Below are 26,342 nucleotides of genomic sequence, written 5' to 3'. Positions count from 1 at the left end.
TCTCCCTCGCATGTCGACCGAACGGCAATTGAGCTGGGATACGCCCCGAGAGCAATATCCCGCCGCCGACTTTGACATGATCCAGCTTGAAGGGCGGCCGCGATCGCGGTGGACATCGAAAAGCCAGGCGAAGCGATCGCCAGCGAAATCAGACGATCGTCGCCTTCAGGAAGATCATCACCGCTGCGGTCAGGGCATCGCCCTCCTCGCCGAAATCGCGATTGATCGACATGTGCGAATAAGCGCTGCCGTCGAACAGCATGACCTCGGTCCCGGTGGCACGCAAACGCTCGGCGAAGGCCCTGGAATCCTGCTCCCTCCCCTGTGCGCGCGAATAGGCGACAAAGGTCGGCGGGTGTTTGCGGCCCTCGATATGCGCCGCCGGCGACAGCGCGCGCCATTGCGCCGGATCGGGAAAGGCCCGGGCATAAGTGCGTGTCATGCCGCCGCTCCTCGCAAGCGCCTCCAGGTCATAGGCCCTGGTATCGTTCAGGACCAGCGCTGCGACGCCGGGCAGACCGCCGCGCAGCCCGGTCAGTGCAGCGAGATGGCAGCCGGCCGAATGCCCCATGACCGCTATCCGGTTCGGATCGCCGCCGTATCTGGCGATGTTGGCGCGCACGTAGCGATATGCCTGCTCGACATCGTCGGCCTGGGTGGCGACATCGGCCTTAGGCAGCATCCGGTAGTCGATGGAGACGAAGCAGAAGCCGTTGTCGAGCAGGAAGGCCGGCTTGACGTTGACGTTGGTGCGATTGCCGGCCCGCCAGGCACCGCCATGGATGAAAAGGACCACAGGCAGGGAGCTTGCGCCATCGCGCGAGTAGATGTCGAGCCTGGCCAGTCCGTAGTCGAAGGTTTGCGGAGACGGCGAGCGCCGGCGCGATGCCGCCGCAGCGCCGGCCGGCAACAAAGCCATCGACATCAAAAGCAGGGTTCGCCGATCGATCACCGTCATCTCCAGACAGCCCAGTCGAAAGTGCACGCCGGCGCGGCGAGCGTCCAGTCAAGGATTGGTTAGCCGGGACAGAACCTACCGGAACTAATGCATGTCGCCCAAAAGTGCGCAGCGGTTTTGGGACAACGACATGCATAAAAACAAGAATTTAAAGCGCGTTGCGTGAATCTTTTCAGACGCCACGCGCTTTAAATGTCGCCGGCCGGCCTGATCCTCAGCCTTGCGATCCGGTTCTTGTCGCGCTTCATGACGACGAAGCGCTTGCCGTGAAAGGTGAAAGCCTGCTTCTCGTCCGGAATCAATTGCGTCTCGTGGATAACGAGACCGGCAATGGTGGTGGCTTCTTCGTCCGGCAGGTTCCAGTCGAGCGCCCGGTTCAGGTCGCGGATCGACACAGTGCCGTCGACGACAACGGAGCCGTCGGCTTCCTGCTTGACGCCCTGCATGTCGATATCGTGCTCGTCGGCGATTTCGCCGACGATCTCCTCGATGATGTCCTCCAGCGTCACCAGCCCCTCGACCTCGCCATACTCGTCGACGACGATGGCGAAATGCGCCTTGCGGCGCAGAAAGGCGTTGAGCTGTTCCTGCAGCGTCGTGGTGTCGGGCACGAACCACGGTTTTGTCGCGATCTTCATCACGTCGATCTGGGAAAAGTCGTTGCCGACATCGTTCAGCGCGCGCAGCAGGTCCTTGGCATGCAGCACGCCGACGATGTTGTCGAGCGAGCCCTTCCACAACGGCAGGCGGGTATGCGGGCTCTGCAGGATCTCGCGCACCACCGCTTCCGGCGGATTGTCGGCATTGACCGACCGCATGTTGGTGCGATGGACCATGACATCGGACACTTCGAGCTCATCGAGATCGGACAGGCGGCCGATGCGGGCGCGATCCTCGCGCACCACCTGGCCGTCGCGCCGAAAATCGTCGACGGCGCCGCGCGCTTCATCATGGTTCGAATGCTGCGGCTCGATGCGCTGCAATTGATAGCCGAAGGCGGCGAGCAGGCGCGCGCGAAAGGCGAAGGCGAGCAGGCCGAGCCCGGCAAGGACGCCAGCGACGATCCAGCCGCCCTCGTTCATCCCGGGCTGCCTTTCGGCTGACCCGGGCGGCTTTCCTGCTGCCCCGGATGGTTCTCCCTCAGAAACGACAGCACTTCCGACGCCGGCACATCCTTGGCGATGAAGGCTTGGCCGATGCCGCGCGCCAGGATGAAGGTCAGCGCGCCGCGCGACACCTTCTTGTCCTGGGTGATGAAGGCGAGCAGCGCCTCGGCATCAGGCAATTCGCCCGGGATATCGGCCATGCGCCAGGGCAGGTCAACGGCGCGAAGATGCGCCTCGACGCGCGCCGCGTCGTCGGGACTTGCCAGATTGAGGCGCGACGAAAAGCGATAAGCCAGCGCCATGCCGATGGCGACCCCCTCGCCATGGACGAGACGGGTGCTGTCATAGTGGGTGGCGGCCTCGAGCGCATGGCCGAACGTGTGGCCGAGATTGAGCAGCGCGCGGTCGCCGGTCTCGAACTCGTCGCGGGCGACGACATCGGCCTTGGCGCGGCAGGCTTCGGCGATGGCCTCGGCTCGCTCCGGGCCGCCGGCAAACACTTTGCCCCAGTTTTGCTCCAGCCAGGCGAAGAACTCGGGGCGGTCGATGAGCCCGTATTTGGCGAGTTCGGCGTAACCGGCGCGAAATTCCCGGATCGGCAGCGTGTCGAGCACTTCGGTATCGGCCAGCACCAGTTTCGGCTGGTGGAAGACGCCGACGAGGTTCTTGCCGCGCGCACTGTTGATGCCGGTCTTGCCGCCGACGGAAGAGTCGACCTGCGCCAGCAGCGAAGTCGGGATCTGCACGAAATTCATGCCGCGGCGCACGATGCCGGCGGCAAAGCCGGCCAGATCGCCGATGACACCGCCGCCGAGCGCGATGACGACATCGCCGCGCTCAAGCCTGGCTGCCAGCACGCCGTCCACCACCTCCTCTAGATGCGCAAAACTCTTGGTTTTCTCCCCAGCCGGCAGCGTGATGACGGCAGGCTGGGTGCCGCCCTTTTCGAGGCCGGCCTTTAACGTCTCGAGGTGGGCGGCGGCGACGTTGACGTCGGTGACCACGGCGGCGCGCGTGCCGGGCAGGCGGCGCGAAATCTCGCTGCCGGCGCGCAAAAGCAGGCCGGAGCCGATCAATATGTCATAGGCACGATCGCCAAGCCCGACTTCGACGGTGACTGTCGCATTGCTGCTCACGAGCGCACCTCGCCTGTCGCGGCTGCAACGCCGAAATACCCGCAAAGCGCGTTCACCACCTCGGCCGCAATGACCTCCTTGCGATCGTCGCGGGTCGGCACGGTGACATTTGCGGCTGCGTAGACCGGATAGCGCTCGGCCATCAACCGCTCGATCACGGCGCGGGGATCGGCGCTTTTCAGGAGCGGCCGGTTCTGCTTCTTGGAAACGCGGTCCATCAAGAGGTCGATCTCGGCCTTCAGCCATACCGACACGCCATGGCCGGCAATGGCCTCCCGCGTCTGCGCGCTCATGAAGGCGCCGCCGCCCGTCGACAGCACCTGAGGCCCGTGTTCCAGCACGCGCAGGATGACGCGCTGCTCCAGCGCCCGGAACTCGGTCTCGCCATAGCGTTCGAACAATTCCGGCACGCTCATGCGCGACACGCTTTCAATCTCCTGATCGCTGTCGATGAAAGGCAGTCCCAGTATCGCCGCCACCTTGCGGCCGATCGCCGTCTTGCCGGCGCCCATCAGGCCGACAAAGACGATGGAGCGGTTGCCCAGGCGGCCGAGCAGCGCGGCATGGCTCTCATCAGGAGGATTTGCTGGTAGCGCGTTCATGACACCATGACGTTTCTAAGCAGGTTCAGCAAAAGTGTCCCCACGGTTTGCGACAAGAACCTGCGACAAGCCAAAGAATCCAAGCAGGCATTCATGGGCCAGCCCATGAATGCCTGCTTAGGCCCTCTTTGCCGGCGTATCGACATCAAAAGCCTGATTGCGTCAAGCGTGGCGCGGCCGCGCGTCATCCGAGCTTCGCCCTTGAATTGGCCGGATTGGCGTCTCATAAGGGCACAGGGTTTGGAAACGCAGAACAAGCAGACGGGCGAAAATTGATGCCGACACTGTTTCGCTTTGTCGTGACGCTCACGATTCTGGCCGGCATTGTCTATGGCGCGATGTTCGCTCTTGCGATGTTCGTCGAGCCGAGAAAGGCCGAAATGAGCGTACGCATTCCTCCCGAAAAGCTGAATCCCCCAAAAAACTAATCAAGAAAAACTGACCCAAAAGAAAACTGACCCGAAGCAATGAACAGCGCGGCCCGCATCGAAGCCTTTCTGGAAATGATGAGCGCCGAGCGCGGCGCTGCCGAAAACACGCTTTCCAGCTATCGCCGCGACCTCGAAGACGCTTCGGCCGAGATCGGCGGCGGGCTCGCGGGTGCCGCCGCCGCCGATATCCGCTCCTATCTCGACGAGATCGCCGCACGCGGTTTTGCCGCCACCTCGCAGGCACGCAAACTGTCGGCGATCCGCCAGTTCTTCAAGTTCCTCTATGCTGAAGGCCTGCGCCGCGACGACCCGACCGGAACCCTGGACAGTCCGAAGAAAGGCCGGCCGCTGCCGAAGACGATGAGCGAGGCCGACACCGGCCGGCTGCTCGACCGTGCGGCGCAAGAAGCAGCTGACGCCTCGCTGAACGATGGCGACAGGCTGGCGGCGTTGCGCCTGCATGCGCTGGTCGAGGTGCTCTACGCCACCGGCCTGCGCGTCTCCGAACTGGTCGGCCTGCCGGTGACGGTGGCGCAGCGCGACGATCGTTTCTTCATGGTGCGCGGCAAGGGTGACAAGGAACGCATGGTGCCGCTGTCGGCAAAGGCGCGCATGGCCATGCGGACCTGGCTCGCTGCCCGGGCCACGGTGCCGGCTTTCGCAGATAGCCCGTTCCTTTTCCCGGCAGCAAGCGACAGCGGCTATCTCTCCAGGCAGGTCTTCGCCCGCGACCTGAAGGGCCTTGCCGCGCGCGCCGGCATCGCCTCGGCGAAAATATCGCCGCATGTGCTGCGCCATGCCTTCGCCAGCCATCTGCTGCAGAACGGCGCCGATCTCAGGGCCGTGCAGCAGTTGCTTGGCCATGCCGATATTTCAACGACGCAGATTTACACGCACGTGCTGGAGGAGCGGCTGGTGCGGCTGGTCAACGATCATCATCCGCTTGCCGACTAGACGTCATATCGCTATGTGAGGGCGACGTTCCACCGCCCGGAGCCTCCATTTCCCAGGTTCCGTCAGTCATTGCCTCCCGGCTTATCGGTCCGCTCAAGAATGTACAATTACCTCGATTTCGAAAAGCCGGTCGCCGATCTCGAAGGCAAAATCCTCGAGCTGAAGAAGCTCGCCGAGAATGGCGAGGCGGTCGATGTCGGCGATGAGATCAGCCGTCTCGAGAAACGCGTGCGCGACGCATTGCGCGACACTTATAGGGCGCTGACCCCGTGGCAGAAGGTGCAGGTGGCGCGCCATCCGGACAGGCCGCATTGCGTCGACTACATCAAGGGCCTGTTCAACGACTTCACCCCGCTTGCCGGCGACCGCAATTTCGGCGAGGACCAGGCAATCGTCGGGGGCTTCGCCCGCTTCCGCGGCGAGCCGGTCGCGATCATCGGCCAGGAAAAGGGTTCGGACACGGCCAGCCGGCTGAGGCATAATTTCGGCTCGGTGCGGCCGGAGGGCTACCGCAAGGCGGTGCGGCTGATGGAACTCGCAGACCGCTTCAATATCCCGTTGCTGACGCTGGTCGACACGGCCGGCGCCTACCCCGGCGTCAATGCCGAGGAGCGCGGCCAGGCGGAAGCCATCGCCCGTTCGACCTCGGCCTGTCTCGGCCTGAAGGTGCCGTCGATCTCGGTGGTCATCGGCGAAGGCGGCTCGGGCGGCGCCATTGCGATCGCCACCGCCAACCGCGTCTATATGCTCGAACACGCCATCTATTCGGTGATCTCGCCGGAGGGCGCCGCCTCGATCCTGTGGCGCGACACCACCCGCTCGAAGGATGCGGCGACCAATATGAAGATCACCGCCCAGGACCTGCTGGAGCTGAAGATCATCGACGCCATCATTCCCGAACCGCTCGGCGGCGCCCATCGTGGCCCGGAAACGGTGATTGCCGCCACCGGCGATCTCATCGCCAAGACGATGAAGGAATTCTCCGGCGCCAACACCGATTTTCGTGAGCAGCGCCGCGAGAAATACCTGGCTATGGGGCGAAACCTCTAGACCATGATCCCGAACCGAAGGTCAGCGTAGCAAAAAGTGGGTACCGGTTTTCGGAAAAGATCATGGTCAAGCAAGAAGATTCAGGCCGTCCGATTTCAATCGGACGGACCGCCAGACTGTTTCGGCGCTGCAATGTGGCGAGATTGAGCGTTTCCGCCACAAAAATGCCGCTGCACTCGTTTCAATCAGATTGCCGTAAGGCCCGGCGCTTGCAGTAAGGAATTTTCAAGGTTAACGGGATTAGGGTTGGGCCTGACGGCGCTGATGCCTGCGGCCCGAAAGAAAAGACATAGCCATGTTTGCCAAGCTTGCCCGCACCGGACTTGTGATTGCCGCGTTAGGCGTCGCCGGCTGCACCGATTCTTCGATGAAGGATTTTGCCCCCCAGGCCAACAAGCCGCTGCCCGACAAGATCCTGGCCAGCATGAAGGCCAAGGGCATGACCCGCACCTCGCCGGTGATGGCCCGCATCTTCAAGGAAGAGGGCAAGATCGAAATCTGGAAGGCCAAGACCAACGGCCGCTATGACTTGGTCGCCAGCTACGACATCTGCAAATGGTCGGGCAAGCTGGGTCCCAAATACACCGAAGGCGACCGCCAGGCGCCGGAGGGCTTCTATACGGTCCGTCCGGCGCAGATGAATCCGCGGTCGAGCTACCACCTTGCCTTCAACATCGGCTACCCCAACGTCTACGACCGCGCCAATGGCCGCACCGGTTCCCATCTGATGGTCCATGGCGCCTGCTCGTCGTCGGGCTGCTATTCGATGACCGACGCACAGATCGAGCAGATCTACGCCTTCGGCCGCGATGCCTTCCAGGGCGGGCAGACCGAGTTCCAGATCCAGGCCTTTCCGTTCCGCATGACCGCCGCCAACATGGCGCGTTATCGCAAAGACCCGAACTACGAATTCTGGAAGATGCTGAAGGTCGGCTACGACAATTTCGAGATCACAAAAGTGCCGCCGAAGGTCGATGTCTGCGAGAAGCGTTATGTCTTCAACCAGGTCGCGGCTGACGGCGCGACGTTCGATCCGGCCGGCGCCTGCCCCGCGACGACGCAGCCGGATTCGCTGAAGAGCGCCTTCAATGCCTATCAGAGCACCTACGAAGCGGCCTTCAACGGCGCGGTCAAGGCCAGCGTGCCGGCGCCCAAGCCGACCATCGCCGGCATCAAGGAAGCCAGCATCGTCTCCGAGTGGTCGAAGAAGCGCGCCCGTGGCGAACGCGTGCCGATCGATCCGCCGTCGTTCAACGCCGACGGCTCGGTGACCGAGACGGCGCGCATGGGCCGCATCGATTCGCCGGCGGGCCGCAAGATGGCCGCGCTCGACGCCGAGAAAGCCGCCAAGCAGAAGGCCGAGGAGCAAAGGCTTGCCGCGATAGAAGCAGCCAAGGCCGAGAAAGAGGCGGCCAAGGCTCAGGCTCTGGCCGAGAAGGAAGCTGCCAAGGCCGCCGCAGAAATGCCTGTCGTCACCGCCACCGTAGCGCCATCGGAGGCCGCCCCGGCAGTCGAAACGCAGGCTGCGGACGCCGAAAGCACGGCGACAAGGCTGAAGAAGAGGCTGCTCGGCATGTTCGGCGGCTGAGGTTCATGCTTGCACAAGAAGATGGGGGCCAGGAAGACAGGCCCTCAACCAGCCCCGCCGCCGTCTACGACCTCAAAGGCCTGAACTGCCCGTTGCCCGTGCTCAAGGCAAAAAAGCGGTTGGCCACAATGCAGCCGGGCAGCCGCCTGTGGCTCGAAACCACTGACCCCCTCGCCGTCATCGACATTCCCGCCTTCTGCGCCGAGAGCGGCCATCATCTGATCGAAACGGCAGCGATCTCAGGCGGCCATCGCTTCCTCGTCGAGCGCGGAGCGGGATAATCTCCCCCCTCGAGGGGGAGATGTCGCCGAAGGCGACAGAGGGGGTCGCCGCGCGTAAAGCGCCAACCTTTTCTTTCGTCCTACGGGGCGTCGCGCCAGCCGAGCCGACCCCCTCTGGCCTGCCCTCTTTGCCACCACTTGGCTTCTCCCCCTCGAGGGGGGAGATCAGCCGCTTCACCGACCAGCAATCGCCAGCGGGTTGTTTTCCAGCGCTGCGCGGTCCGGTGTGTCGATCGATGGCCGGTTGGTGAAGGCGGCAAACAGCCGGCGGACGTAGTCTTCCGGCATGTCGAGCGTGATCAGCACCAGCCTTGTGCCGCGTTGGCCGTCCGGCCAGGACGGCAGCCGCACCGGCGGATGCAGGATCTTCTGGACGCCGTGGACGACCAGTGGCCGCGATGGGTCTTCCAGCAATTCGATGATGCCCTTCATGCGCAGCAGGCGCTCGCCATGCGCCGATCGCAACAGGTCGAGGAACATCTCGATAGCCGAAAACGGCACCGGCCCGTCATGAACCAGCGAGTAGGCGCGTACGCGGGAATCGTGCCGATGATCGTGAACGTGCTCATGGTCGCCGTGGTCATGATCGCCATGATGATCATGGGCGGCTTCCTCGCCCAGCCAGCGCCGCACGTCGGCGGACTTGGTGGCCGAGAGGCCGCAATCGAACAGCGCCGCCACATCGGTCCTGCTGTCACCGGCATCGAGCAGTTCGGCACCCGGATTGATCTGCCGCAGCCGGGCCCGCAGGGCCTCGACGTCGCGTGGATCGGTGGCCAGATCGGCTTTCGTCAGCACGATGCGGTCGGCGACCGCCACCTGCTTCACCGCCTCGACATGGGCGTCGAGCGTCGCATTGCCGTTGACCGCGTCGACCAGCGTGATGACGCCATCGAGCCGGAAGGCCTGGACCAGCGCCGGATGCGCCATGATCGACTGCAGCACCGGCGCCGGATCGGCGAGGCCGGTGGTTTCGATGATGACACGGGCAAGCCGGGCGATGCGGCCGGTCTGCAGCCGGTCGACGAGATCGGCCAGCGTGTCGACCAGTTCGCCGCGCACCGTGCAGCAGAGACAGCCGTCGGAAAGCTGGATGATGCCGTCGGAGGCCTGTTCGACCAGGAGATGGTCGATCGCCACCTCGCCGAACTCGTTGATGATGACCGCGGTGTCGGCAAGCGCGGGATCCCTGAGCAGCCGGTTGAGCAGCGTCGTCTTGCCGGCGCCGAGAAAACCGGTCAGCACCGAGACGGCGATGGGAAAGCCGCTGCTCATCAGGCTAGTTCACGGCCTTGGCGGGCTCCCGGGCCGCAGTTGCGGAACCGATCACTGCCGGCTCGGCGCCGGGCGGCGGCGGCAGGTCGGGCCGCCAGTTCGGCAGCGGCACGTCTGCATATTCCTGGCCCGATGCATCGAGCATGGCCTTCGGCTTCGGCCCGGTGGCGCCGCCAAGGCCGACAGCGACCAATGTCGGCACATGGTCGAGCTTTTTCCGATAAGGAGATTTTGGCGCATTCTTGTCGCCGACGGGGACGGCTTCCGACTGCTCCTTAGCCGGCTTCTTCCTGCAAATCTCGTCATTCAGGTTGTTGACCGATGTGGTGTCGCCATAGGAAGGCAGCGCCGCCACCGTCAACCAGCCCGGTGTCGGCGTGGCAAAGCCGTGGTCGAGCAGCCTGGCGACGGTCTCGGCGCGGCTGACGGCCGACTTCTCGCCAAGCACCACCGCCACCAGCGTGCGCCCGTCGCGTGTTGCCGAGCCGATCATGTTGAAGCCCGAGGGACAGACGAAACCGGTCTTCATGCCGTCGGCGCCGCGATAGCGGCCGATCAGGAGATTGTAGTTCGGGATCTGCTTCTTGCCGATGGCCAGGCCCTCGATCGAGAACCATGGGGCATATTGCGGAAATTCCGTGCGGATCGCCATCACCAGCAAGCCGAGATCGCGCGCCGTCGTATACTGGTCCGGCGAAAACAGCCCGTTCGGGTTGACGAAATGCGTTCCGGTCATGCCGAGCCGGCGCGCCTCGGTGTTCATGCGTTCGGCGAAAGCGGCCTGCGAACCGCCGATGTTCTCGCCGACGGCCATGGCGACGTCGTTGGCCGATTTGACCAGCATCATCTTCAGCGCGTTGTCGAGCCGCATGACCGAACCCGGCTTGAAGCCCATTTTGCTCGGCGGCTCCCCGGCGGAACGCTTCGTGACCTTGATCGGCGAATCGAGCTGGACCTCGCCCGCGGCAATCGCACGAAATGCCACATAGGCGGTCATCAGCTTGGTCAGCGAGGCAGGATACCAGCGCTTGAAAGCCTCCTGGTGCTGGAGGATCTTGCCATTCCCCAGGTCGAACACGATCGTCGGATTGGCGAGAGCCGGTCCGGCCAGCACCGGAAGCGCCGCGGCGCCCGCCAGCAATAATGCATGTCGCGCAAAAGTGTGCAGCGGTTTTGCGATAACGACATGCATAAACCAACGTGCATGTCGCGCAAAAGTGTGCAGCGGTTTTGCGATCACGACATGCATAAAAACGACAACGCTAAAGCGCGTCGCATGAGGCCGGTCAAACGCGACGCGCTTTAGTTTGAGGAAATGCCTGTACCGCATGGTGGAATCCGAAATCGCCTCTTGCCGCAGTCGCCTCTGGCTCCGTAAGATTTGTTACGCGATCGCCAGCATGGTGATCCGGTCCCTGTCCGGATCGCAATCTTGCGGTGCTATTTAGCCTATGTGACGTCAAGATGGCAAAGTGCCTGAATGACAATTGTAAAACACAGGCACAATTTGCAAAGCAGCAGGCAGAGCCCGTCTGCTCCAACAGCGAGATGGAACCATCATGCCGATCCTGAACCGCGCCGCCGAAATGCAAGACGAGGTCGCCGGCTGGCGCCGCCATCTGCACCAGACGCCGGAGCTGAATTTCGACGTCTTCAAGACCGCCGCCTTCGTCATCGACAAGCTGAAGGCCTTCGGTTGCGACGAGGTGGTGACCGGGCTCGGCAAGACCGGTGTCGTCGGCATCATCCGCGGCCGCCTGGGCGAAGGCACGAGCATCGGCCTGCGCGCCGACATGGACGCGCTGCCGCTCAACGAGATCACCGGAAAACCCTACGCCTCGACCATTCCAGGAAAGATGCACGCCTGCGGCCATGACGGCCACACCGCGATGCTGCTCGGTGCTGCCAAATATCTTGCCGAGACGCGCAATTTCGCCGGTTCCGTCGCAGTGATCTTCCAGCCGGCCGAAGAAGGCGGCGGTGGCGGCAACGAGATGGTCAAGGACGGCATGATGGAGCGCTTCGGCATCTCCAAGGTATTCGGCATGCACAACATGCCGGGCCTGCCGGTCGGGCAATTCGCCATCAAGCCGGGCCCGATCATGGCGGCGACCGCCGAATTCACCATCACAGTCAAGGGCCGGGGCGGGCATGCGGCGATGCCGCACGGCACGATCGACCCGATCGTCATCACCAGCCAGCTCGTCGGCGCTCTGCAGACGATCGCCTCGCGCAGCACCGATCCGGTCGAGTCTGTCGTGGTGTCGGTGACGAAATTCCACGCCGGCGACGCCTACAATGTCATTCCCGAGAGCGCCGAGATCGCCGGCACCGTGCGCACGCTGAAGGGGGAGGTCGCCAGGAAGGCTGAGCAGCGTGTGCGCGCCATCTGCGAGGGCGTGGGCGCGGCCTTCGGCGCAACGATCGAGGTCGACTACAACGCCAATTATCCCGTCACCTTCAACCATCCGGAGGAGACGGCCTTCGCCAGCGATGTCGCGGCTGAAGTCGCCGGCGAGGCCCATGTGCACCGCGCCATCCAGCCGGTGATGGGCGGCGAGGATTTCTCCTATATGCTGGAGGCGCGGCCCGGCGCCTTCATCTTCATCGGCAATGGCGACACCGCCGGTCTCCACAATCCGGCCTACGACTTCAACGACGAGGTCATCCCGCACGGCATGAGCTACTGGGTGAAGCTCGCGGAGACGGCGCTGGCCGCCTGATGCATTTCGCCCAAAAGCATGCCCTCGGGCTTGCCCCCATATAGGGTAGGGCAATCGCATATGAGAACTGCCCCTCATCCGGCCGCGGAGCCTGTCCTCGGGCTTGCCGGAGGCAAGACCCGTGGGCGGCCACCTTCGCCGGGGAGAGAGAAGCGTCAGCGCTGGCTCCTCTCCCCTTGGGGAGAGGTCGGATTGTCCCGAATTGCCCTTCGCAATTCGGTTGGCAATCCGGGTGAGGGGGTACTTACCAATATGCGATAGCCCTGCCATGTAGAGGGGAGCCGCAACCGGTGGGATGAGGCTATGCGAAAATCAATCGATGGTGCCTTGACCGCTATGGTCCGCTCTTCGGGTCGTCGACCTCCAGCGCCTCCATGACGGGCGCCGGATCACTCTCTTCGGCCGCAGCCTGCGGCTCTGCGCCTGCCCTGGCCTTGCTCAGGGCTTCCGCAATAGCCTCTTCAATGTCGCCGATCTCGTCTTCGCGCACCTCGTGACCATAGCCGGCCGCGTCGGCATCCTGTTCGAATTGCTGAGCCAGGACCGCCACGCTCACCTCGCTTTCAGCGGGCAGGTCGCCGACGTTCTCCTGGAGCCAGGTTTCAAAGAACTCTTTCGTAGCACTCATGCGGCATCTCCTTCGGCACACTAAAGCGCGGCGGTGATCCGAAGTTCCGCTATCCCCAGCGCATCTTTGCGATCTACTCGCAACCGGCCGATTGCATCGAGCCTGCCTCTTGGCGAAACGGTCCGAAGCGGTTATGTGTCGGGCCGCGTGGTCCCGTAGCTCAGTAGGATAGAGCGGCAGATTCCTAATCTGTAGGTCACAGGTTCGATTCCTGTCGGGATCACCACTCAGTCACGGTCCATTCTGGACCGCGCTGCCGAAACCGCTGTCGTAGTAGACGTTGCTTCCGTCGCCCCGTGCGGGCGGCCAGAGTGTCGGCGAGGGTCTTTTGGGGCATGGCGATCTCCGTTTGAAGGGCTCGCCGCGAAGGGGAGGATTATATTCCTGATCTCAGGTCCTAGCAAGCGCCTACCTTGCGCACCTCCGGAGCTCCCTCAATCGATCAGGTCGATTTCAAACTCCAGTAATCGCTGCCACTGCTGCAACGGTGTTTCGCGCCGCCAATATTCCAGCACCTTAATTCCCTCTGCGCTCACATCGCCGTTCTTGGCGTGCAGACCTGCTGGTGGTTCTTCTATCGGAAGAGACTGGCGTCGGATTATTTGTTCGGCTCTTTCGAATTGCTCGGTGTAGCCGCATATCAGTTGTAGGTATTCGGGACCACCGCGAGCCCGAGCCAATACGAGGATGCATTCTCTGCTGGACCCGCCTGGACGGAAAGGGACATAGCGCGGCACGCCGTATCTATCCCACCAAATCGGTTCTCTGTTGATCAACGATTGGATGTCGTCATAGGGCGTCGATGTCGTTGCAGACGTTGTGCATCAGACTCCCCGCCTTCCACGTAAGGCGCCCTTAATAGACCTCAAATCTCATGAATGCTCAACCTGACGGCGCCGAGTGCAGAAGGGCGCGCTAACTCTCATCCCAAAAATCCTGCAGCGAGGCGTGCCGAAGGTCTTCCTCGCCCCTTAAATGCTTTACGCGGGCTTTGGTCCCCGGCTTGACCCACTGCGTTGCCGGCCGCTTTGGCATGTCCTTGGCGGTGGCCCGGCATGTTCCTGGACGCGCTTCCACAGCCGCTCCCGTATCTCGCGATTGACGCTGACGAAGGCACTGCCGACATACTTGCGGGTCCCCGGCTCGGCCATCAGGGCGAAGGCCGGCTTGCCCCTCTCGCGTTCGACGCCGAGAAGTTCAAACTCGCTTTCGGTGAAGGATTTTGTTTTCAGCCAATTGGTAGTCGGTCCGCTGCGATATTTGCTGTCTCGACGCTTCGATACCATCCCTTCCAGGCCGGCCGGCAACATGACGCAAAAGGAAAAACGCCAAGGTCGAGGCCCAGGAGGATACTGGCCGAGCTGTTCAGTTTTTAAACTTCGAGAACGGAATAGCCCGGCGCTAGGCCGGGCCCCTGAAGCTGGTTGCGCTCAGAACCTGTAATTGACGCCCAAACGAAATACGTCGAAGTCGCCATCTCCTTCGAAATCCTCGGTCCCAACCCCTGTGCCGAATGGGATATCGCCCAGATCAACATGCAGATATTCAGCCTTCGTCGACCAGTGTTCCGTCCAGCCGAATTCCGTCCCGAGGCCAGCGGCCCATCCGTCGGCCGATCCGCCACCCTGTTGATCGGAGTTCTCGATGCCCCCTTCAACTTCTCCGTAAGCGTAACCTGCCGTGCCGTAGACAAGCCAGCGGTCGAATGCGACACCGAGACGTCCGCGAACCGTGCCGAAGTACTCAATCTCGGCGTTGCAATCGCCTGTAATACAACCCCAAACTGGTCCTGCGGTACCTTGGGAAGTGGTTCCATCGGGGCCATTCGAGATGTCAGCTTCAATGCCAAGGACCAAATAGTCCCACTGCCAGTTGTAGCCAATAGTTGCACCGCCCACGAAACCGTCGACATCTACATTTGGGCCGTCGCCAGAATTACTGAACAGCGTATAATCGCCCCAAGCGTATCCTGCATGCGCGCCGATGTAGAAGCCCGACCAGTTATAGGCCGAAACCGGCGTTTCCACGACCGGATCGGAATACACAGCGTCAGCAGCAAGTGCGACACTTCCCAAGGAGAGCAGGACGGTTGAAGCGAGAAGCAGTCGGTACATAAAACCATCCTTGATTAGAAGAGGAATAAAGAGATACTCGCTCGTATGCTGCTTTGAGTTTTCGGTCCAGTCATCGAAACAGACCAGACCGCAATAGAACTATCCAGTGGCGAAAATACAACAGCCTGCGCGCGCCTTTGATGAATACACAGACCGCGATTCAATCCTTCCGGTTATATTAGGTTCCAGAAATACACGGTGCGGGCAACAAAACCGGCATCGTCAATTTGCAGGTCAATGAAGATCCGGACCGACAACGAAGCCACTGGCTACATTGGAAGGCCACACGACAGGAAGCCGAGAGATGAAGCCGACCACTTATTGCAATGTCCCATCTGCAAGCAGTCGATCGACATGCGCGACCTTGGCCAGGTTCTTCACCATGCCGCGGAAGAGCATGACCCGTTGCAGCCTGTGAATTGAAACGCAAGAAGCCCGCGCCTCTGGCGGAGAGCGCGGGCCCGATCGGGTTTGCGTCCCGATCTTGCAGCGGGCAACGGAGGTCGTGCCCGCTGGTCACAGACAATCATTAGGATTTACTAAAGTTCCACCGACGGCTGCCCTGGGTGTCCTCGCCCGCCGATGAAGAGCATGGCCCGTTGGGCCTGTGCTAAACTTCCAGGCTGACTTGGCCGGACGCAGATCACGTCCATGCACATCATGAAAAAGGCAGCGGAAAAAGTACCTCTGCATATTTTGTTCGCCAGATTGCGCTCGCCCTCATGCGCGCCGCGTTTGGTCAGTTTCTTCGGTTAGCGCGGCATACGACATATCAAAGATGGTGCATCCGTCCCATTTGGTGGCTAGGGGGGCGGATCATGATCATTTACTAAATTAGCAATTCTGAATGAAACGGCTATTGTTCGTCCCAGCCGGCGGACACGCCCACACCCCGCCGGTTAGGCCCGGCGGTCGTTGCCCACTTCGCAGCGGCTGTCGGGCCGACCATCTCAGCGAGGAAGCCCAAGATAACATCTGCAATGACTGGGCCGCGCTCGAACTGGTTCGCATGGCTATTGAACAGACATGCCCCGCTGGCGTGCTGCCGAGCGAAGAAGCTTTCCTGCTGCTCTATGGTCCTGAGCCGGTCCATGAGGGCGAAGCGCTTGCGAAGGCCATTTTTGAGACGGTCAACCGGCTTAACCCGATGAACGCTAACGGCACGCCTAGACCCGAAGCCACCGATTTTAAGTTTTTGGAGCGCCACATCGCCCTTTGAGAATTGCGATCTCGGTTTCGTGGTCGCCGCAACGAAGGATTATATTCCTCGTCTCGATCTCACTGGCAAGGGCTAATACCAAGTTGCAACCCTGCAGAGTCACGATGCTATGCCTATCCCGCTTCGCACGGACGTGCGTCACCGAAATACGTGCCGTCATAGGAAGGGGCCAGGTGCGCCCAGAAGGCTTCGTGCGCCTTCGTGGAAGTCGTTTGATGGGGGGGCTTTCAATCGGAACCGGCGCAGCACTGGCTCTTCCGCCGCTTCCAATCTGAAATTGCCGCTTTCCAGCAGGCCGGCGATCCACTCGAGGAACTTGCCAAGGGATTCCGCAAGCACCGCCTTCACGTCTTCGTCGCGCCCAAAGAGGATGACCTGGCCGACGCGACCGCTGAGCCAGGGATCGAAATCGAGACCGATATGATTGCCTGAGCCATCATGGGTCAGCGGTATCCATCGCGGATTGATATAGGCCGGGTCAACCGCGTGTTCAGGCCACGCCCCTCCGGGAATTTCATAGCGATTGCCGCCGAAATCGGCGAGCACATCGACCCAGGCTTTCCATTGCGCCCCTGCCTGATGCAGCGGCAGCAGCGGATGCCCATAGATATGGCCCCGACGGTCGTCGTTTTCGCCGTCGTGCCATCGGTATAGGTCGCGATAGGCGCGCGGCATCTTGAGGCCGATCAGGCGCTCGAAAGCATCCAGTTGCGCGTCCGTGGCCGGCGGATTGAACACATATTTGTCTGGCGGCAGATGGGCAGCATACCAGGCATCAAGGCGCGCAAGCACCGGCGCGATATCTTCCTCCAGCAACGGCTTCGCCTGTCCCGGCGGCCGTTTGGGACGACTGGTTTCGGCCATGGGGGATTTTGTCCTGATTTGCCGCATTGCGCACATGGTAGGAAGCAACCCCGCAAGGCTCAGGGCTCCGAAGATAGACGCACCGATCAGCACATTGCGCCTGCTCCGATCCATCACGGACATTCCGGCGCGATTGATCGGCGCCGCCACACAAGCCCTGAAGGCATCGCAGGTCTCGGCCCGAATTCGTTTGCCGCCATTCAGACGACGTCCGAGTCTGGCGGGTAACGGTTGTCCATGATTACCTTCATAGCAGACACTTATACCAGAGATCACCAATAGCGACTCATAGCCCCTTCCCTGATTTGGTATAAGCAGTTAGCGCAACCCGGCGCGCGAGGAGATAAAGGCGCCGACCGAGCGATGATCGCGACAGACGCATCGGGGGGGCGGTCCGGATTTGCGGCACGGGAGAGGTATCCTTCCCACGTTACCTTGCTTCTAGATCGCAGCAGATTTTTCTGACTTCCTGCCGATGAGGTCACGCACATACATTTTCAGTCACCACCATTGCGAGGCAGACGGCCGGTACAATCAGCGGCCAGATAGCCCTATTTGGCCCGTGTTGAAAAATGCTCCTTCCCTCATTGGCCGGCGATAGCGACCCGGACAACGTGCGATCAGCTAACAATTGCCGTCGCCGCGATAAACGCCCGACACGGGTCTTGATGTCCTGGCCACCTATAAAGGTGACTTTTGTCTCAGCTTCCACTAAAATGAAGATAACGTCGCCTAATTTGATAAATGAGCATGTTTTTCCAGAGGGCATCAATGAATACTATCAAGCATGCATTTCATCTGATAAACGTTCTCGGCAATATAGTTCCCCACGCTGGCAGGCGCTTTTTGCTGGATAGGCTCGGCTTCGGCAGGGTTCTGCAGCGGGCGTCCAAGGGAAGCATCGATCAGGTCAAGCTGCCAAACGGGTATGACCTCTTCTTCAACCCGATGCTGCACTGGAACGCAACCAACCCGAAAAATCACGAGCCAGAAGTCACTGCCCTGCTCCATCGCTATCTGGAATCCGGGGCGGTTTTCTACGATATTGGCGCCAATATCGGTCTGCATTCGCTGATAGCATCTAAGATTGTGGGGCCAGCGGGCCGGGTGCTTGCGTTCGAGCCCGGTGAAATCAACCTAAAGTATTTCCGCCGGACCTTGGAAAACGGCGTCCCGAATGTATCGCTCCACGAATTCGCGATAGGCGCTACGGACGAAACAAGGATTTTCGACGTTAGGGGCGGTGCGATGTCGGGGAGGTTGATCGAATCCAGGGAGAAAGCCGTTGATCCCGTAAGCGTACAGGTCAGATCGATCGACAGCCTCGTTGCCGAAGGTTATCCACGCCCCGATGTGATAAAAATAGATATTGAAGGAGGCGAGGCCGATGCTCTGCAGGGTGCCGCAAAGACGCTGGAAACATATCCAGTCGTGATTTGCGAGATGCATGATTTCGCGCCGGAGGGGGTGAGGCGCGCCACGAAGGCACTGATGGAAGCCGGTTATCGGCTGACCCGACTCACGGACCGGTCCCCATCCGATCATGCGCGCAGTCATCATGTCGTGGCGGTGCGGGGCGACTGCTCTTGAATTCGGTCAAAGCAAGGTTGGTGGGGTCTGGGCTCACCATGCTAGGCGCCCGGATTTTCAACTGGGGTTCCTCCCACCGTGCGTTCATTCGAAATCTCGGACTCATAGTGGCGATATCGATCTTTGCGGGAGGGCTGCTGTTGGCCCTGCACAGCATGCCCGGCCTGATCGAACGGCTTAACGCAACTCCATTCGTCTTCCTCGTCTTGATCGCAGTCCCTGCTACAGCGGGACTCAACGCGGTCGAACTCCAGATCATGGCGGCAATGGGGGGGAAGAACATTGCCTGGGCAAGCGCGTTCGAAATAGGCGTTTTTTCGAGTGCCGCCAACATGCTTTTTTTGCCGGCCGGCCTGCTGTCGCGTGCTACGGCGCTGCGAGTCTACGGGATCGGGCTGAAACTCGGAGGCAGCCTGATTGTCATCTTCATGGCCTTGTGGTTTGGATCTGCGTTCGGCTATTCGGGTTTTTTCCTTCTTGCGCTCGGCCATATCAAAATTGGCGCGGGCTTTGTCACATGCGGGTCGCTGTTCATTGGGGGCAGCATCGTCTTCTTTGCGCGCCTCCGCACCGGCTGGAGACTGATTGCTTCGGCGTTGATGGTCAAATTTGCCGGACTGGTCCTCGAAGCCATCCGGCTCTGTCTGGCGGCAAAGGCGCTCGGGATCGGCCTCGGCTTTGATCAGGCTTCAACCTTTTCAATCGCCTCGATCATCGGAACAGTCACATCTTTCATTCCGGCAGGCTTGGGCGTCACTGAGGCGATAACTGCGTTGCTGTCGCCTCTTGCCAATATCGATTCCGCCGCAGGCTTCGTGATTGCTGGGACCAACCGAATCGCCGTAGTGCTCGGCTTACTTTTGCTCGCAATTTTCATTGTAGGAACGAGGCGATTGAGGCGGCCGTCTGGCTAGGATCGGCTGTATACGTAGAAATCGGCAAAGGATGTATTGTCGGGATCGCGCGGATTGAGCTGATAAGCGTTCGGCATCACCGAATAAAGTTTCCATTCCGGTCGATTGGCCTCGATCCAGTCGGTAAATACGCGATGCCTGATGTGCGGTTCCGGGGTCGATTCGGCTGAATTGCTGGAATACAAAATAACAAACCGATCGGAGGCAGAGAACAGGTGGTGCATGTAGGTGTCGAACACTTCATCCTCCACTAAATGATATACTACATCCAGTGACAGTGCCAGATCGCGCCGACCGGGATCGTGATCGACAAGTTCGAATTGTTTCGTTGGATCACCTGCAAACCGCTTCCGACATAATGCGACAGCTGAAGGTGCAGTATCGAGCCCTAGATAGTTGGGATATTCTGCCAGGGTCAGTTGCGTTCCATCGCCACAGCCGAACTCGACCACCGAGCGAATTTCGTGATTTGCTACAAAGCGGTTGAGAAAATCGGCTTTGAACCGCGCCAGATGGTTGACTGAACCGGCACCTGATGTGCCGCCGCCATCATAGCGCCTTTCCCAGTAATCAGCAGAATTCCGAAATTTCAGCGCGGCCAGCGCAAAATATGCGCGCCGAATCAGCGGCCCCGCTAGCCCACTCCTTCTTGCCCATGCCCGCAATGTCATAATCAGCTCCGGCGTTTTTCCATTCGTTTGCCCAAAGTCATTTTTTGGCGAGGGCATTGATGGTTTCACCCTCCGACCGATAAAACCCGCTGATAAATCTCGTGGAATCGTTCGGCCGTCCTGGCCATCGTACCCTCCGATAAAACCCATTCCTTGGCACGGGCAGAGAGGCGTGTCGCGAAATCCTTGTTTGTGACGATCGTCTCCACCGCGTCCGAGATTTCTCCTGGCGATCGCTCGGCAACCAGAAGCCCCGTCTCCTCATGTCGTATGATATCGACAAGACCACCGCATCGCGAAGCAATCACAGGCAGATTGTGAAGCATTGCTTCGAGCGGCACGACGCCCTGTGCTTCCATTGTTCCATCCACCGCACGGCGGGAAGGAATGATCAGCACATCGCCCCTGCGCATCCAATAGATAACGTTCGCCGGCTGCAGCCAGCCGGTAAACAGTATGCGGTCGCTGATCCCGAGAGACGCCGCCTTTGCCTCCAGCGCTTGCCGTTCCGGACCGTCGCCCACGACAACGAGTCTTGCGTGCGGTAGACGGTTTTGCAGCAACGCGAGAGCCGCGACCGCATCGTCTGCTCCTTTGCAGTCGATCAATCTTCCGACGAAAAGCAGGAGTGGGCTTGCTTCATCGGCGAATCCATCTCTCCCGGCAGGGATCGTCGTCTCGGCAGGCCGTAGAGACGCCCCGATCGGAACGATCTCGACGCGATCTGGGTCCGCGCTCAGCGTGTGAAGGGCATTCGCCGTCGCGACAGAATTAGCTGTCAGGAATGAGGCGTGTCGCACGACAAGCTGTTTCGCCCACATCGGCAGGCGTCCCTGCAAACCGAGGACATCGCTGCCATGCGCAGTGACGACGAGAGCCGTTCGACCGAGGCAGGAAGGTAATGCCGTGATACCTTGCGGGATCACCCAATGTGCATGGATCAGATCATAACGACGCGATCTGGCGAGACAATAGGTAGCAGCGGCTTGCGCGACCGCGACGAATGGTAGCTTCATCGCCTTTAAGGGCTTTGACTTGAGGTTTTCGAGGGCTCCCGCGCCATAGAAGATGTTCTCCGCCTTTTCAGGCCAGGCATAGCGAAAGCGATGAACGGTAACGCCGTTGCCGAAGTCCTCGATCTTCTTGCTGCCAGGAGAATGCGGGGCCAACACGTCCAATTCTATTCCTCTGGAGGCGAGTGCGAGAACCAGATCGGCCATGAAGGGAGTGACGTTATCGCCATGAAAGCGGGGGAAAGTTGACGTAGAGATCAGGACGCGCAAGCTAGGAGATCCTCCGTTCAGAATCCGGTGAAGACCAACGTTGGCGGCCCACGCGCGGGAACTGGCGGGTTTCGTCCATGGTGTAACGCGGCCGTTCCTCCTCGATAGGTGTGCATGCCGACAGCGAGTTCGACAACATCGCCCGGATGGACTAGCTGCTGGTCAATCTGGACCGGCGCATCCGCCGTGATTGTATATGGTCCCGGAATGGTGAGTGCGAATGCAGCTTCCATGCCGCTCGTCGCAGGCAGTTGCTTTCCCGCGATCCAAATTGGACCCCAATGCCGGAGATAGTTCTCCCTCAACGCCACTATGTCCGCTGGTAGCAATTCCTCGCCCGGCTTTGCAGCGTTGGTGTCGGGTTCCAGCGCGGCTGAGAGCGCCGGGCCGGAGACGATGACGAAGAGCGGTTTTTTTTCATTAATCGCATGTAGGAGCACCGGTTCTCCACGATTGCGATACTGTTCAATTCCCCAGGTACTCATCAGAAATCCCGCATTGGGATAGCGTACGATAACGCCCGCTTGAGCAATATAGGGCACTGGTTCCGGAAAGATCTGATGCACTGCCGAAATCAGCGACTGCTGGGCCGATTGGTCTCGCTGAAGTTCTGAGACCGCCTGCACTACTGCCAAGGCGACGAATATCACGGGAAGTGTTCCAGCAATTTTCGACAGGGCGCGTAGCTCATCCGCGATCAACGCCACGACCACCGCTACTGGTGCCATCATGAACACATAGAAATAGGGGAAGCTGTTTCGATAGAAGGCAATGAGCAACAGCGGCGAAGTGAAGCTCAGTATAGTCAATGCGTGGAGCCTTTCCACACTTCGAGTCTTGATCACACGCGCAATAGCCAAGCCTATTCCAGCGCCGATCACAGACCATTGCGGCGCGCTCCCAACCAGCGAGTACAGCAGAAATCGGGCCCCGTGGAAGAGATCGTTGTCGACGAGCTGCTTGTTGTAGGCGGTGGTTAGCGTGTTTTTGGCCGGAGATCCACTCTGCGCCAAGCTCGTTGCGTGCCAAAGAAACAAACCTGCGAATGCCACGACAGCTATGGCGAGCGCGATGACCATGTTGCGGAGCAACATCTTGTCGTGGGTGCGTACCAGCCGCAGCACTGCGACCATTATGATGATAGGAACATAGAAGACCGATTTTATCGAGATCAATCCTGCAAGCGTCACTGCCAGCGCAGAAAGGGTCAGCACTCCGAGGGGCAGGCGGTCGCGAGTCAGCCCGAAGAGTGCGCCCATGAGAAGCGCGGTGATGATCGGGTCGGCGCGGAAGCTCGTCGCGTGCTGCATCACGAAGACCAGTGTGGCGTAAAGTAACGTCGCCCACAAAGCTCCGCGGACGGAAAGGAGGCTCTCAGTTGTTTTCAGGAGGAACCAGAGCGTCGCCAGGTGGAGAAGCCACATCAGGCAACGCGCCACGACAATCGTGCCTATCTCGTCGGTCGGCAGCAGCACCAGCCATGAAAATAGATGGACGTGAAACGTCTGCAGGGCAAGGCTAAGCGAAGCCCGCCTGTACTCGAAAACCAGCGACAGGAAATGGAATTCATCCCAGTTCACTTCCCGAAAGAGTGCCGTCGCCAGTTGCAGTGCGGCGATTGTGCCGAAAAGGAAAAGAATTGTCCGTCGGCCAACCCCGACAGGACTTTCAGGCTTTGCGTCAAGAAGGCCGGCCAGACTCGTCATCACTCGACTCGGTCCAGTCGCTCTTCGATTTTCCGTAGCTTGAAAAGAGCCATTTCGAGCATTTGCCGGTTGCGCCCGATGAGATCGGCGACAATCCCGAAAAGCAAAGTGATGAAGCCGATAATGATCAGCACGCCCCCAAGCACCAGCGACTGAATGTGGCCGCTACTGTTCCCGGCCAGAAACAGCCACAGAAAACGAAGTACCGGCAATGCTCCGATCAAAGCGATCGAGCTGCCGATGAGCAGAAATGTGTTCAGCGGATTGTAAAGCGCATAGGCCCGCGCGATCGTGATGCTGGTATTGAAAATAAAGTGAGGTATGCTTTTGAACAACCGCGATCCGCGCATCGGCGCGTTGGTCCGGACAGGCACCGACACCACTGCCATCCGCCTCTGGCCAGCCAGGATCAGCATTTCCGTCGTGTAGGAAAAGCGCGAAACGATATTGATCTGCATCGCCGCCTCGCGGCTCATCGCCCGAAATCCGCTGACTGCATCGGGAATGTCGACCCCCGCCAAATGGCGGACCACGCCAGTGCCAATGCGCTGCAGGGCCTGCTTGCCTGATGAGAAATGGTGATTTGTGCCGACTTGGCGGTCGCCAATGACGATGTCGGCCTCGCCGCGTAGAATCGGCCCGATAAGCAGCTCTATGTCCGACGCATGATACTGGTTGTCAGCGTCGGTATTGACAATAATACCAGCTCCCGCGCGAAGGCTGGCATCTATCCCTGTCTGGAACGCAGCCGCCAGCCCCCGATTGCGGCGGTGGCTAACCACATGATTCACGTTAAGGCTTCTCGCAACTTCGGCAGTCCCATCGGTGCTGCCGTCATCGATCACGAGAATATCGACGCTGTCTATTCCGTCGATCTCGCGCGGTATTGCCGTAACGGTTGCTCCAAGACTCGCTGCCTCATTGTAGCAGGGAATCTGGATAACCAGTTTCATGCCAAGATTTTCTCCCCCATGCCCTGATACCATCATAGGCCAACCGCTTTATTTTGCAATGCGGCGGGGCTACTTCTGGTTAACCGACCACAAAACCAGTGGCGACAAAGGCATCTGTTGATGCTGACCTTTGACCTGCCATTGGCGCCCGAATCGCTTCAGACTGGCCCCGCCGATCAACGGTCCCGGACACCGATGGGAACACCCAGCACCCCTGTTCGGTGGGGTTGACGTCGGGTTCAAGTGACAAGAGCGCGCTTGTTCCGTATCAGCTGCCGGCGCCGCTTCCGCAGGAGCCAACCGCCGAAGCCAAGTCCGCGCAGAGATCGGTGAAGCGACCGTTCACCCACATCATAAGCCAATGAAAATGTAAGTAGAATCCCCGTCCTTAACCATTTCGCACAATTGTAGGCTCTAGACCGGGCGGATTTGTGCGGATTATAGCCAGTTATATGTTCTGCGGCTTGCCCATCTCCAGATCAGCAGCACCGCGGCGATCGATACATAGCCGTCAATGGCATAGTGCCAGCCCGAATAGACAGATCCGAACAGGATTACCGCGGCATAGAGCCATGCGATGGCGCCTACCCAGCGGTTGAGGCTCCATAGGAACAGCGCGTTCAAGGTGACGATGGCGACGTGGAAACTCGGCATGGCCGAGATGCCGCTGCCGACGACGGTCACGTTGTCGGTATAAGAAGAGTACAGGTAGTCGGTAATCCGGAGCGTATCGGGCCCGGCATTGCTTGCTTTCAACGCTGTGATGAGGTCCGCGAAGCGATCGCCGCCGAACATGCGGTCGTAGAAGATCGGCCCGGCCGACGAGCCAAGCAGGCGGACGGCGACGCCCAGCAGGATCGCGGTTGTGGTCAATGCCAGGAAATAGCGTTGGCGGGCGGCGGCGTTCTCCAGCCACGCCGCGAACACCACGACGCCGGCAAGGAGTATGAGCCAGAGCTGCGAATAGAGGACGTAGAGCAGCCGGTCGAGCGCCGGCGGGACCGGCACCGAACGGGCCCAGCGCCAGGGATCGCCGAAATGGATGGCAGCGTCAACGCGGGCGAATAGCGGATCGGCGAAGAAGGTCACCAGGCCGGAAAAGTCGTGCTTGTAGGCGGTGTACGCCGCGACGCAGGCCATGAAGATCAGGATGGTCGACGTAGCGCCGATGCCGCGCGCCGCCAACTTGTCTCGAACGAAACCGAGCGGCGATCGCGGCCGGTTGATGACGCCGGCGATGGCCAGGCCGAGAAACACCATCAGTGGCATCAGCAGGTAGTAGAGCCGCAAACGGGTTTCGCCAAAAGCCGCCAGGAATGATTCCGGGAACAGCAGCGCCGCGGTGCCGGCATAGATCAGGCAGAATATCCCGAGCTTCACCGACGCAGTCATTCGAGCCGGTTTAGCGGCTATGTCAGGCGCCATCTCCATTTTCGAACCGGCTTTTCCTTGATGATTGGGAGTGGTGGCGGATCGCCCATCACGGCGGGCCTTGGGGGCTCAAGAACCAATCGTTCAATGAGCGCTACGGCTCCGGCGGCGCCGGCGCCAGCAAGCACAATGATCAAGAGCTTCTTCAGTAAATCCAAATGGAATCCCGCCCCGGCGGGAGAATGCGACCGGTCACCGCAAAACGCAACTGTAACTTCGAACTCGGGTTAACGCACTCGTCTCAGCCGGCGGACACGCCCACACCCCGCCGGTTAGGCCCGGCGGTCGGTTGCCTACTCCGCAGCGGCTGTCGGGTCGACCCTATCAAACGCGCGGTAGCAACCACGTGAGACGAGATCGAACCAACAACCCCGCAACCGGCGCGAAGTGCGGCTGTTCGTACTCCGCTGGTCCGAAAGTGCCGGACATTAGCGATCACTTGTATTTCTCTTGAATCAAGATCATGCTTAATTGGCAGAGCGGGTGTTGGGCCGCTGGATCGGGATTAGGTGGGTTTAAGGGTTAGAGCGTTATGGAATTCGCAAGTTGTTATGTGCAGGACGGGACTGTTCTCGCGTCCTCGATCTTCCTTACCGTCACGGCTGCCTTCATAGTTTTGGCCGCGGTCGCCGCTGGACGGTTGATAGCGATGTCAGGCGCGAGTTCTGCCGACCAGCTTCAGACCGCGTAAAATCCCCGCGCAAGTCACCTCTCCGCTGGAAAGGGCGAGCGCTGGTTTTGTTCTGAGGCCGATGCTCAGGCGGCCGGATGGCGGAAAGCGCGACGGTAAGCGCCGTTAGCCTCGCCAATCGGTTCGGAATAACCGTCGGTCGCTCGCCGGCTAGGCCGGGCCGAACATCGCCAT

26 protein-coding genes, 1 tRNA gene and 1 pseudogene are annotated in these 26,342 nt (G+C 60.4%); 11 read left to right on the top strand and 17 right to left on the bottom strand.

Annotation, left to right across the window (positions count from 1 at the left end; genetic code table 11):
• Positions 1 to 148: 148 nt before the first annotated feature.
• The 4 genes from BQ8482_RS16415 to BQ8482_RS16400 form a co-directional block, all read right to left on the bottom strand.
• Positions 149 to 952, bottom strand: a complete 804-nt coding sequence (locus tag BQ8482_RS16415) for an alpha/beta hydrolase (RefSeq protein ID WP_123148649.1) — start codon at positions 950 to 952, stop codon at positions 149 to 151.
• Positions 953 to 1,146: 194 nt separating this feature from the next.
• Positions 1,147 to 2,040 carry an HlyC/CorC family transporter gene (locus tag BQ8482_RS16410; RefSeq protein ID WP_123148608.1) on the bottom strand — a complete coding sequence of 298 codons (894 nt, stop codon included), beginning with the start codon at positions 2,038 to 2,040 and terminating at the stop codon, positions 1,147 to 1,149.
• The gene (aroB, locus tag BQ8482_RS16405) at positions 2,037 to 3,200 is read right to left on the bottom strand and encodes a 3-dehydroquinate synthase (RefSeq protein ID WP_123148607.1); all 1,164 of its coding nucleotides are present in this window, start codon (positions 3,198 to 3,200) and stop codon (positions 2,037 to 2,039) included. The genes BQ8482_RS16410 and aroB overlap by 4 nt, the downstream gene beginning before the upstream one ends.
• On the bottom strand, positions 3,197 to 3,802 hold the full coding sequence (locus BQ8482_RS16400; protein WP_123148606.1) for a shikimate kinase: 606 nt from the start codon (positions 3,800 to 3,802) through the stop codon (positions 3,197 to 3,199). The genes aroB and BQ8482_RS16400 overlap by 4 nt, the downstream gene beginning before the upstream one ends.
• A gap of 275 nt (positions 3,803 to 4,077) precedes the next feature.
• On the opposite strand from BQ8482_RS16400, the gene BQ8482_RS16390 reads away from it, so the two are divergent.
• The 5 genes from BQ8482_RS16390 (at position 4,078) to BQ8482_RS16370 (ending at position 8,106) form a co-directional block, all read left to right on the top strand.
• Positions 4,078 to 4,230 carry a histidine kinase gene (locus BQ8482_RS16390; protein ID WP_123148604.1) on the top strand — a complete coding sequence of 51 codons (153 nt, stop codon included), beginning with the start codon at positions 4,078 to 4,080 and terminating at the stop codon, positions 4,228 to 4,230.
• Positions 4,231 to 4,269: 39 nt separating this feature from the next.
• Positions 4,270 to 5,187 (top strand): site-specific tyrosine recombinase XerD, encoded by a 918-nt coding sequence (locus BQ8482_RS16385; RefSeq protein ID WP_123148603.1) that lies wholly within the window; start codon positions 4,270 to 4,272, stop codon positions 5,185 to 5,187.
• 99 nt (positions 5,188 to 5,286) lie between these two features.
• Positions 5,287 to 6,237: an acetyl-CoA carboxylase carboxyltransferase subunit alpha gene (locus BQ8482_RS16380; RefSeq protein WP_123148602.1), complete on the top strand. Its 951-nt coding sequence runs from the start codon at positions 5,287 to 5,289 to the stop codon at positions 6,235 to 6,237.
• Positions 6,238 to 6,532: 295 nt separating this feature from the next.
• Complete coding sequence (locus tag BQ8482_RS16375; protein ID WP_123148601.1) at positions 6,533 to 7,825, top strand: L,D-transpeptidase family protein; 1,293 nt, start codon at positions 6,533 to 6,535, stop codon at positions 7,823 to 7,825.
• Positions 7,826 to 7,830: 5 nt separating this feature from the next.
• Complete coding sequence (locus tag BQ8482_RS16370) at positions 7,831 to 8,106, top strand: sulfurtransferase TusA family protein (protein WP_123148600.1); 276 nt, start codon at positions 7,831 to 7,833, stop codon at positions 8,104 to 8,106.
• A 174-nt stretch (positions 8,107 to 8,280) separates the two neighbouring features.
• Here the strand turns inward: BQ8482_RS16370 and BQ8482_RS16365 are convergent, their stop codons facing one another.
• Both BQ8482_RS16365 and BQ8482_RS16360 read right to left on the bottom strand, forming a co-directional pair.
• Positions 8,281 to 9,381: a CobW family GTP-binding protein gene (locus BQ8482_RS16365; RefSeq protein WP_123148599.1), complete on the bottom strand. Its 1,101-nt coding sequence runs from the start codon at positions 9,379 to 9,381 to the stop codon at positions 8,281 to 8,283.
• Between the two features lie 4 nt (positions 9,382 to 9,385).
• A complete protein-coding gene (locus BQ8482_RS16360; protein ID WP_123148598.1) occupies positions 9,386 to 10,573 on the bottom strand; it encodes a D-alanyl-D-alanine carboxypeptidase family protein in 1,188 nt (395 codons plus the stop codon).
• Between the two features lie 367 nt (positions 10,574 to 10,940).
• Here BQ8482_RS16360 and BQ8482_RS16355 point away from each other — a divergent pair, with 367 nt between their 5' ends.
• A complete protein-coding gene (locus BQ8482_RS16355) occupies positions 10,941 to 12,104 on the top strand; it encodes a M20 aminoacylase family protein (protein WP_123148597.1) in 1,164 nt (387 codons plus the stop codon).
• A gap of 334 nt (positions 12,105 to 12,438) precedes the next feature.
• Here the strand turns inward: BQ8482_RS16355 and BQ8482_RS16350 are convergent, their stop codons facing one another.
• Positions 12,439 to 12,732, bottom strand: a complete 294-nt coding sequence (locus tag BQ8482_RS16350) for a DUF768 domain-containing protein (protein ID WP_123148596.1) — start codon at positions 12,730 to 12,732, stop codon at positions 12,439 to 12,441.
• 149 nt (positions 12,733 to 12,881) lie between these two features.
• On the opposite strand from BQ8482_RS16350, the gene BQ8482_RS16345 reads away from it, so the two are divergent.
• Positions 12,882 to 12,958 (top strand) — tRNA-Arg (locus tag BQ8482_RS16345).
• A gap of 208 nt (positions 12,959 to 13,166) precedes the next feature.
• On the opposite strand, the gene BQ8482_RS37735 is transcribed toward BQ8482_RS16345, so the two are convergent.
• From BQ8482_RS37735 to BQ8482_RS39295, 4 genes are all read right to left on the bottom strand, one after another.
• Positions 13,167 to 13,469: a hypothetical protein gene (locus tag BQ8482_RS37735; RefSeq protein WP_133254782.1), complete on the bottom strand. Its 303-nt coding sequence runs from the start codon at positions 13,467 to 13,469 to the stop codon at positions 13,167 to 13,169.
• A 243-nt stretch (positions 13,470 to 13,712) separates the two neighbouring features.
• Positions 13,713 to 14,018: a hypothetical protein gene (locus BQ8482_RS16340; RefSeq protein ID WP_244602838.1), complete on the bottom strand. Its 306-nt coding sequence runs from the start codon at positions 14,016 to 14,018 to the stop codon at positions 13,713 to 13,715.
• Positions 14,019 to 14,162: 144 nt separating this feature from the next.
• Positions 14,163 to 14,846: an outer membrane protein gene (locus BQ8482_RS16335; protein ID WP_123148595.1), complete on the bottom strand. Its 684-nt coding sequence runs from the start codon at positions 14,844 to 14,846 to the stop codon at positions 14,163 to 14,165.
• 539 nt (positions 14,847 to 15,385) lie between these two features.
• A complete protein-coding gene (locus BQ8482_RS39295) occupies positions 15,386 to 15,589 on the bottom strand; it encodes a DUF6471 domain-containing protein (protein WP_280178839.1) in 204 nt (67 codons plus the stop codon).
• A gap of 104 nt (positions 15,590 to 15,693) precedes the next feature.
• Between BQ8482_RS39295 and BQ8482_RS16325 the strand changes: the two genes are divergently transcribed.
• Positions 15,694 to 16,065: a hypothetical protein gene (locus BQ8482_RS16325; protein WP_123148593.1), complete on the top strand. Its 372-nt coding sequence runs from the start codon at positions 15,694 to 15,696 to the stop codon at positions 16,063 to 16,065.
• A 156-nt stretch (positions 16,066 to 16,221) separates the two neighbouring features.
• On the opposite strand, the gene BQ8482_RS16320 is transcribed toward BQ8482_RS16325, so the two are convergent.
• Positions 16,222 to 17,205, bottom strand: coding sequence for an SMI1/KNR4 family protein (locus BQ8482_RS16320; RefSeq protein ID WP_244602840.1), 984 nt, complete (start codon positions 17,203 to 17,205; stop codon positions 16,222 to 16,224).
• A gap of 495 nt (positions 17,206 to 17,700) precedes the next feature.
• Between BQ8482_RS16320 and BQ8482_RS16315 the strand changes: the two genes are divergently transcribed.
• Both BQ8482_RS16315 and BQ8482_RS16310 read left to right on the top strand, forming a co-directional pair.
• Positions 17,701 to 18,519, top strand: coding sequence for an FkbM family methyltransferase (locus BQ8482_RS16315; protein ID WP_165848598.1), 819 nt, complete (start codon positions 17,701 to 17,703; stop codon positions 18,517 to 18,519).
• A gap of 140 nt (positions 18,520 to 18,659) precedes the next feature.
• A complete protein-coding gene (locus BQ8482_RS16310; RefSeq protein ID WP_165848597.1) occupies positions 18,660 to 19,433 on the top strand; it encodes a lysylphosphatidylglycerol synthase domain-containing protein in 774 nt (257 codons plus the stop codon).
• Here the strand turns inward: BQ8482_RS16310 and BQ8482_RS16305 are convergent.
• From BQ8482_RS16305 to BQ8482_RS16285, 5 genes are all read right to left on the bottom strand, one after another.
• Positions 19,430 to 20,161 (bottom strand): class I SAM-dependent methyltransferase, encoded by a 732-nt coding sequence (locus BQ8482_RS16305; RefSeq protein WP_208867729.1) that lies wholly within the window; start codon positions 20,159 to 20,161, stop codon positions 19,430 to 19,432. The genes BQ8482_RS16310 and BQ8482_RS16305 overlap by 4 nt on opposite strands.
• Before the next feature lie 8 nt (positions 20,162 to 20,169).
• Entirely contained in the window at positions 20,170 to 21,387 is a 1,218-nt protein-coding gene (locus BQ8482_RS16300; RefSeq protein ID WP_133254779.1) for a glycosyltransferase, read from the bottom strand.
• Between the two features lie 17 nt (positions 21,388 to 21,404).
• Positions 21,405 to 23,093: an ArnT family glycosyltransferase gene (locus BQ8482_RS16295; protein WP_123148588.1), complete on the bottom strand. Its 1,689-nt coding sequence runs from the start codon at positions 23,091 to 23,093 to the stop codon at positions 21,405 to 21,407.
• On the bottom strand, positions 23,093 to 24,046 hold the full coding sequence (locus BQ8482_RS16290; protein WP_123148587.1) for a glycosyltransferase family 2 protein: 954 nt from the start codon (positions 24,044 to 24,046) through the stop codon (positions 23,093 to 23,095). The genes BQ8482_RS16295 and BQ8482_RS16290 overlap by 1 nt, the downstream gene beginning before the upstream one ends.
• A gap of 438 nt (positions 24,047 to 24,484) precedes the next feature.
• On the bottom strand, positions 24,485 to 25,471 hold the full coding sequence (locus tag BQ8482_RS16285) for a phosphatase PAP2 family protein (RefSeq protein ID WP_165848596.1): 987 nt from the start codon (positions 25,469 to 25,471) through the stop codon (positions 24,485 to 24,487).
• Positions 25,472 to 26,201: 730 nt separating this feature from the next.
• Between BQ8482_RS16285 and BQ8482_RS40905 the strand changes: the two are divergent.
• Positions 26,202 to 26,267, top strand: a pseudogene (locus tag BQ8482_RS40905) (sunset domain-containing protein); the annotation flags it as partial.
• Positions 26,268 to 26,342: the final 75 nt, after the last annotated feature.

This window comes from Mesorhizobium delmotii (assembly GCF_900149755.1).
In the GTDB taxonomy this organism is placed as follows: domain Bacteria; phylum Pseudomonadota; class Alphaproteobacteria; order Rhizobiales; family Rhizobiaceae; genus Mesorhizobium; species Mesorhizobium delmotii.
This window is presented reverse-complemented; position numbering and strand designations above follow the sequence as displayed.

Bases quoted from the DNA above. Each gene is read 5' to 3' on its own strand.
- BQ8482_RS16410 (WP_123148608.1), bottom strand. From the start codon at position 2,040: ATGAACGAGGGCGGCTGGATCGTCGCTGGCGTCCTTGCCGGGCTCGGC.
- BQ8482_RS16400 (WP_123148606.1), bottom strand. From the start codon at position 3,802: ATGAACGCGCTACCAGCAAATCCTCCTGATGAGAGCCATGCCGCGCTG.
- BQ8482_RS16390 (WP_123148604.1), top strand. From the start codon at position 4,078: ATGCCGACACTGTTTCGCTTTGTCGTGACGCTCACGATTCTGGCCGGC.
- BQ8482_RS16385 (WP_123148603.1), top strand. From the start codon at position 4,270: ATGAACAGCGCGGCCCGCATCGAAGCCTTTCTGGAAATGATGAGCGCC.
- BQ8482_RS16380 (WP_123148602.1), top strand. From the start codon at position 5,287: ATGTACAATTACCTCGATTTCGAAAAGCCGGTCGCCGATCTCGAAGGC.
- BQ8482_RS16375 (WP_123148601.1), top strand. From the start codon at position 6,533: ATGTTTGCCAAGCTTGCCCGCACCGGACTTGTGATTGCCGCGTTAGGC.
- BQ8482_RS16370 (WP_123148600.1), top strand. From the start codon at position 7,831: ATGCTTGCACAAGAAGATGGGGGCCAGGAAGACAGGCCCTCAACCAGC.
- BQ8482_RS16365 (WP_123148599.1), bottom strand. From the start codon at position 9,381: ATGAGCAGCGGCTTTCCCATCGCCGTCTCGGTGCTGACCGGTTTTCTC.
- BQ8482_RS16360 (WP_123148598.1), bottom strand. From the start codon at position 10,573: ATGCATGTCGTTATCGCAAAACCGCTGCACACTTTTGCGCGACATGCA.
- BQ8482_RS16355 (WP_123148597.1), top strand. From the start codon at position 10,941: ATGCCGATCCTGAACCGCGCCGCCGAAATGCAAGACGAGGTCGCCGGC.
- BQ8482_RS16350 (WP_123148596.1), bottom strand. From the start codon at position 12,732: ATGAGTGCTACGAAAGAGTTCTTTGAAACCTGGCTCCAGGAGAACGTC.
- BQ8482_RS16340 (WP_244602838.1), bottom strand. From the start codon at position 14,018: ATGGTATCGAAGCGTCGAGACAGCAAATATCGCAGCGGACCGACTACC.
- BQ8482_RS16335 (WP_123148595.1), bottom strand. From the start codon at position 14,846: ATGTACCGACTGCTTCTCGCTTCAACCGTCCTGCTCTCCTTGGGAAGT.
- BQ8482_RS16325 (WP_123148593.1), top strand. From the start codon at position 15,694: ATGAAACGGCTATTGTTCGTCCCAGCCGGCGGACACGCCCACACCCCG.
- BQ8482_RS16315 (WP_165848598.1), top strand. From the start codon at position 17,701: ATGAATACTATCAAGCATGCATTTCATCTGATAAACGTTCTCGGCAAT.
- BQ8482_RS16305 (WP_208867729.1), bottom strand. From the start codon at position 20,161: ATGCCCTCGCCAAAAAATGACTTTGGGCAAACGAATGGAAAAACGCCG.
- BQ8482_RS16295 (WP_123148588.1), bottom strand. From the start codon at position 23,093: ATGACGAGTCTGGCCGGCCTTCTTGACGCAAAGCCTGAAAGTCCTGTC.
- BQ8482_RS16290 (WP_123148587.1), bottom strand. From the start codon at position 24,046: ATGAAACTGGTTATCCAGATTCCCTGCTACAATGAGGCAGCGAGTCTT.
- BQ8482_RS16285 (WP_165848596.1), bottom strand. From the start codon at position 25,471: ATGGCGCCTGACATAGCCGCTAAACCGGCTCGAATGACTGCGTCGGTG.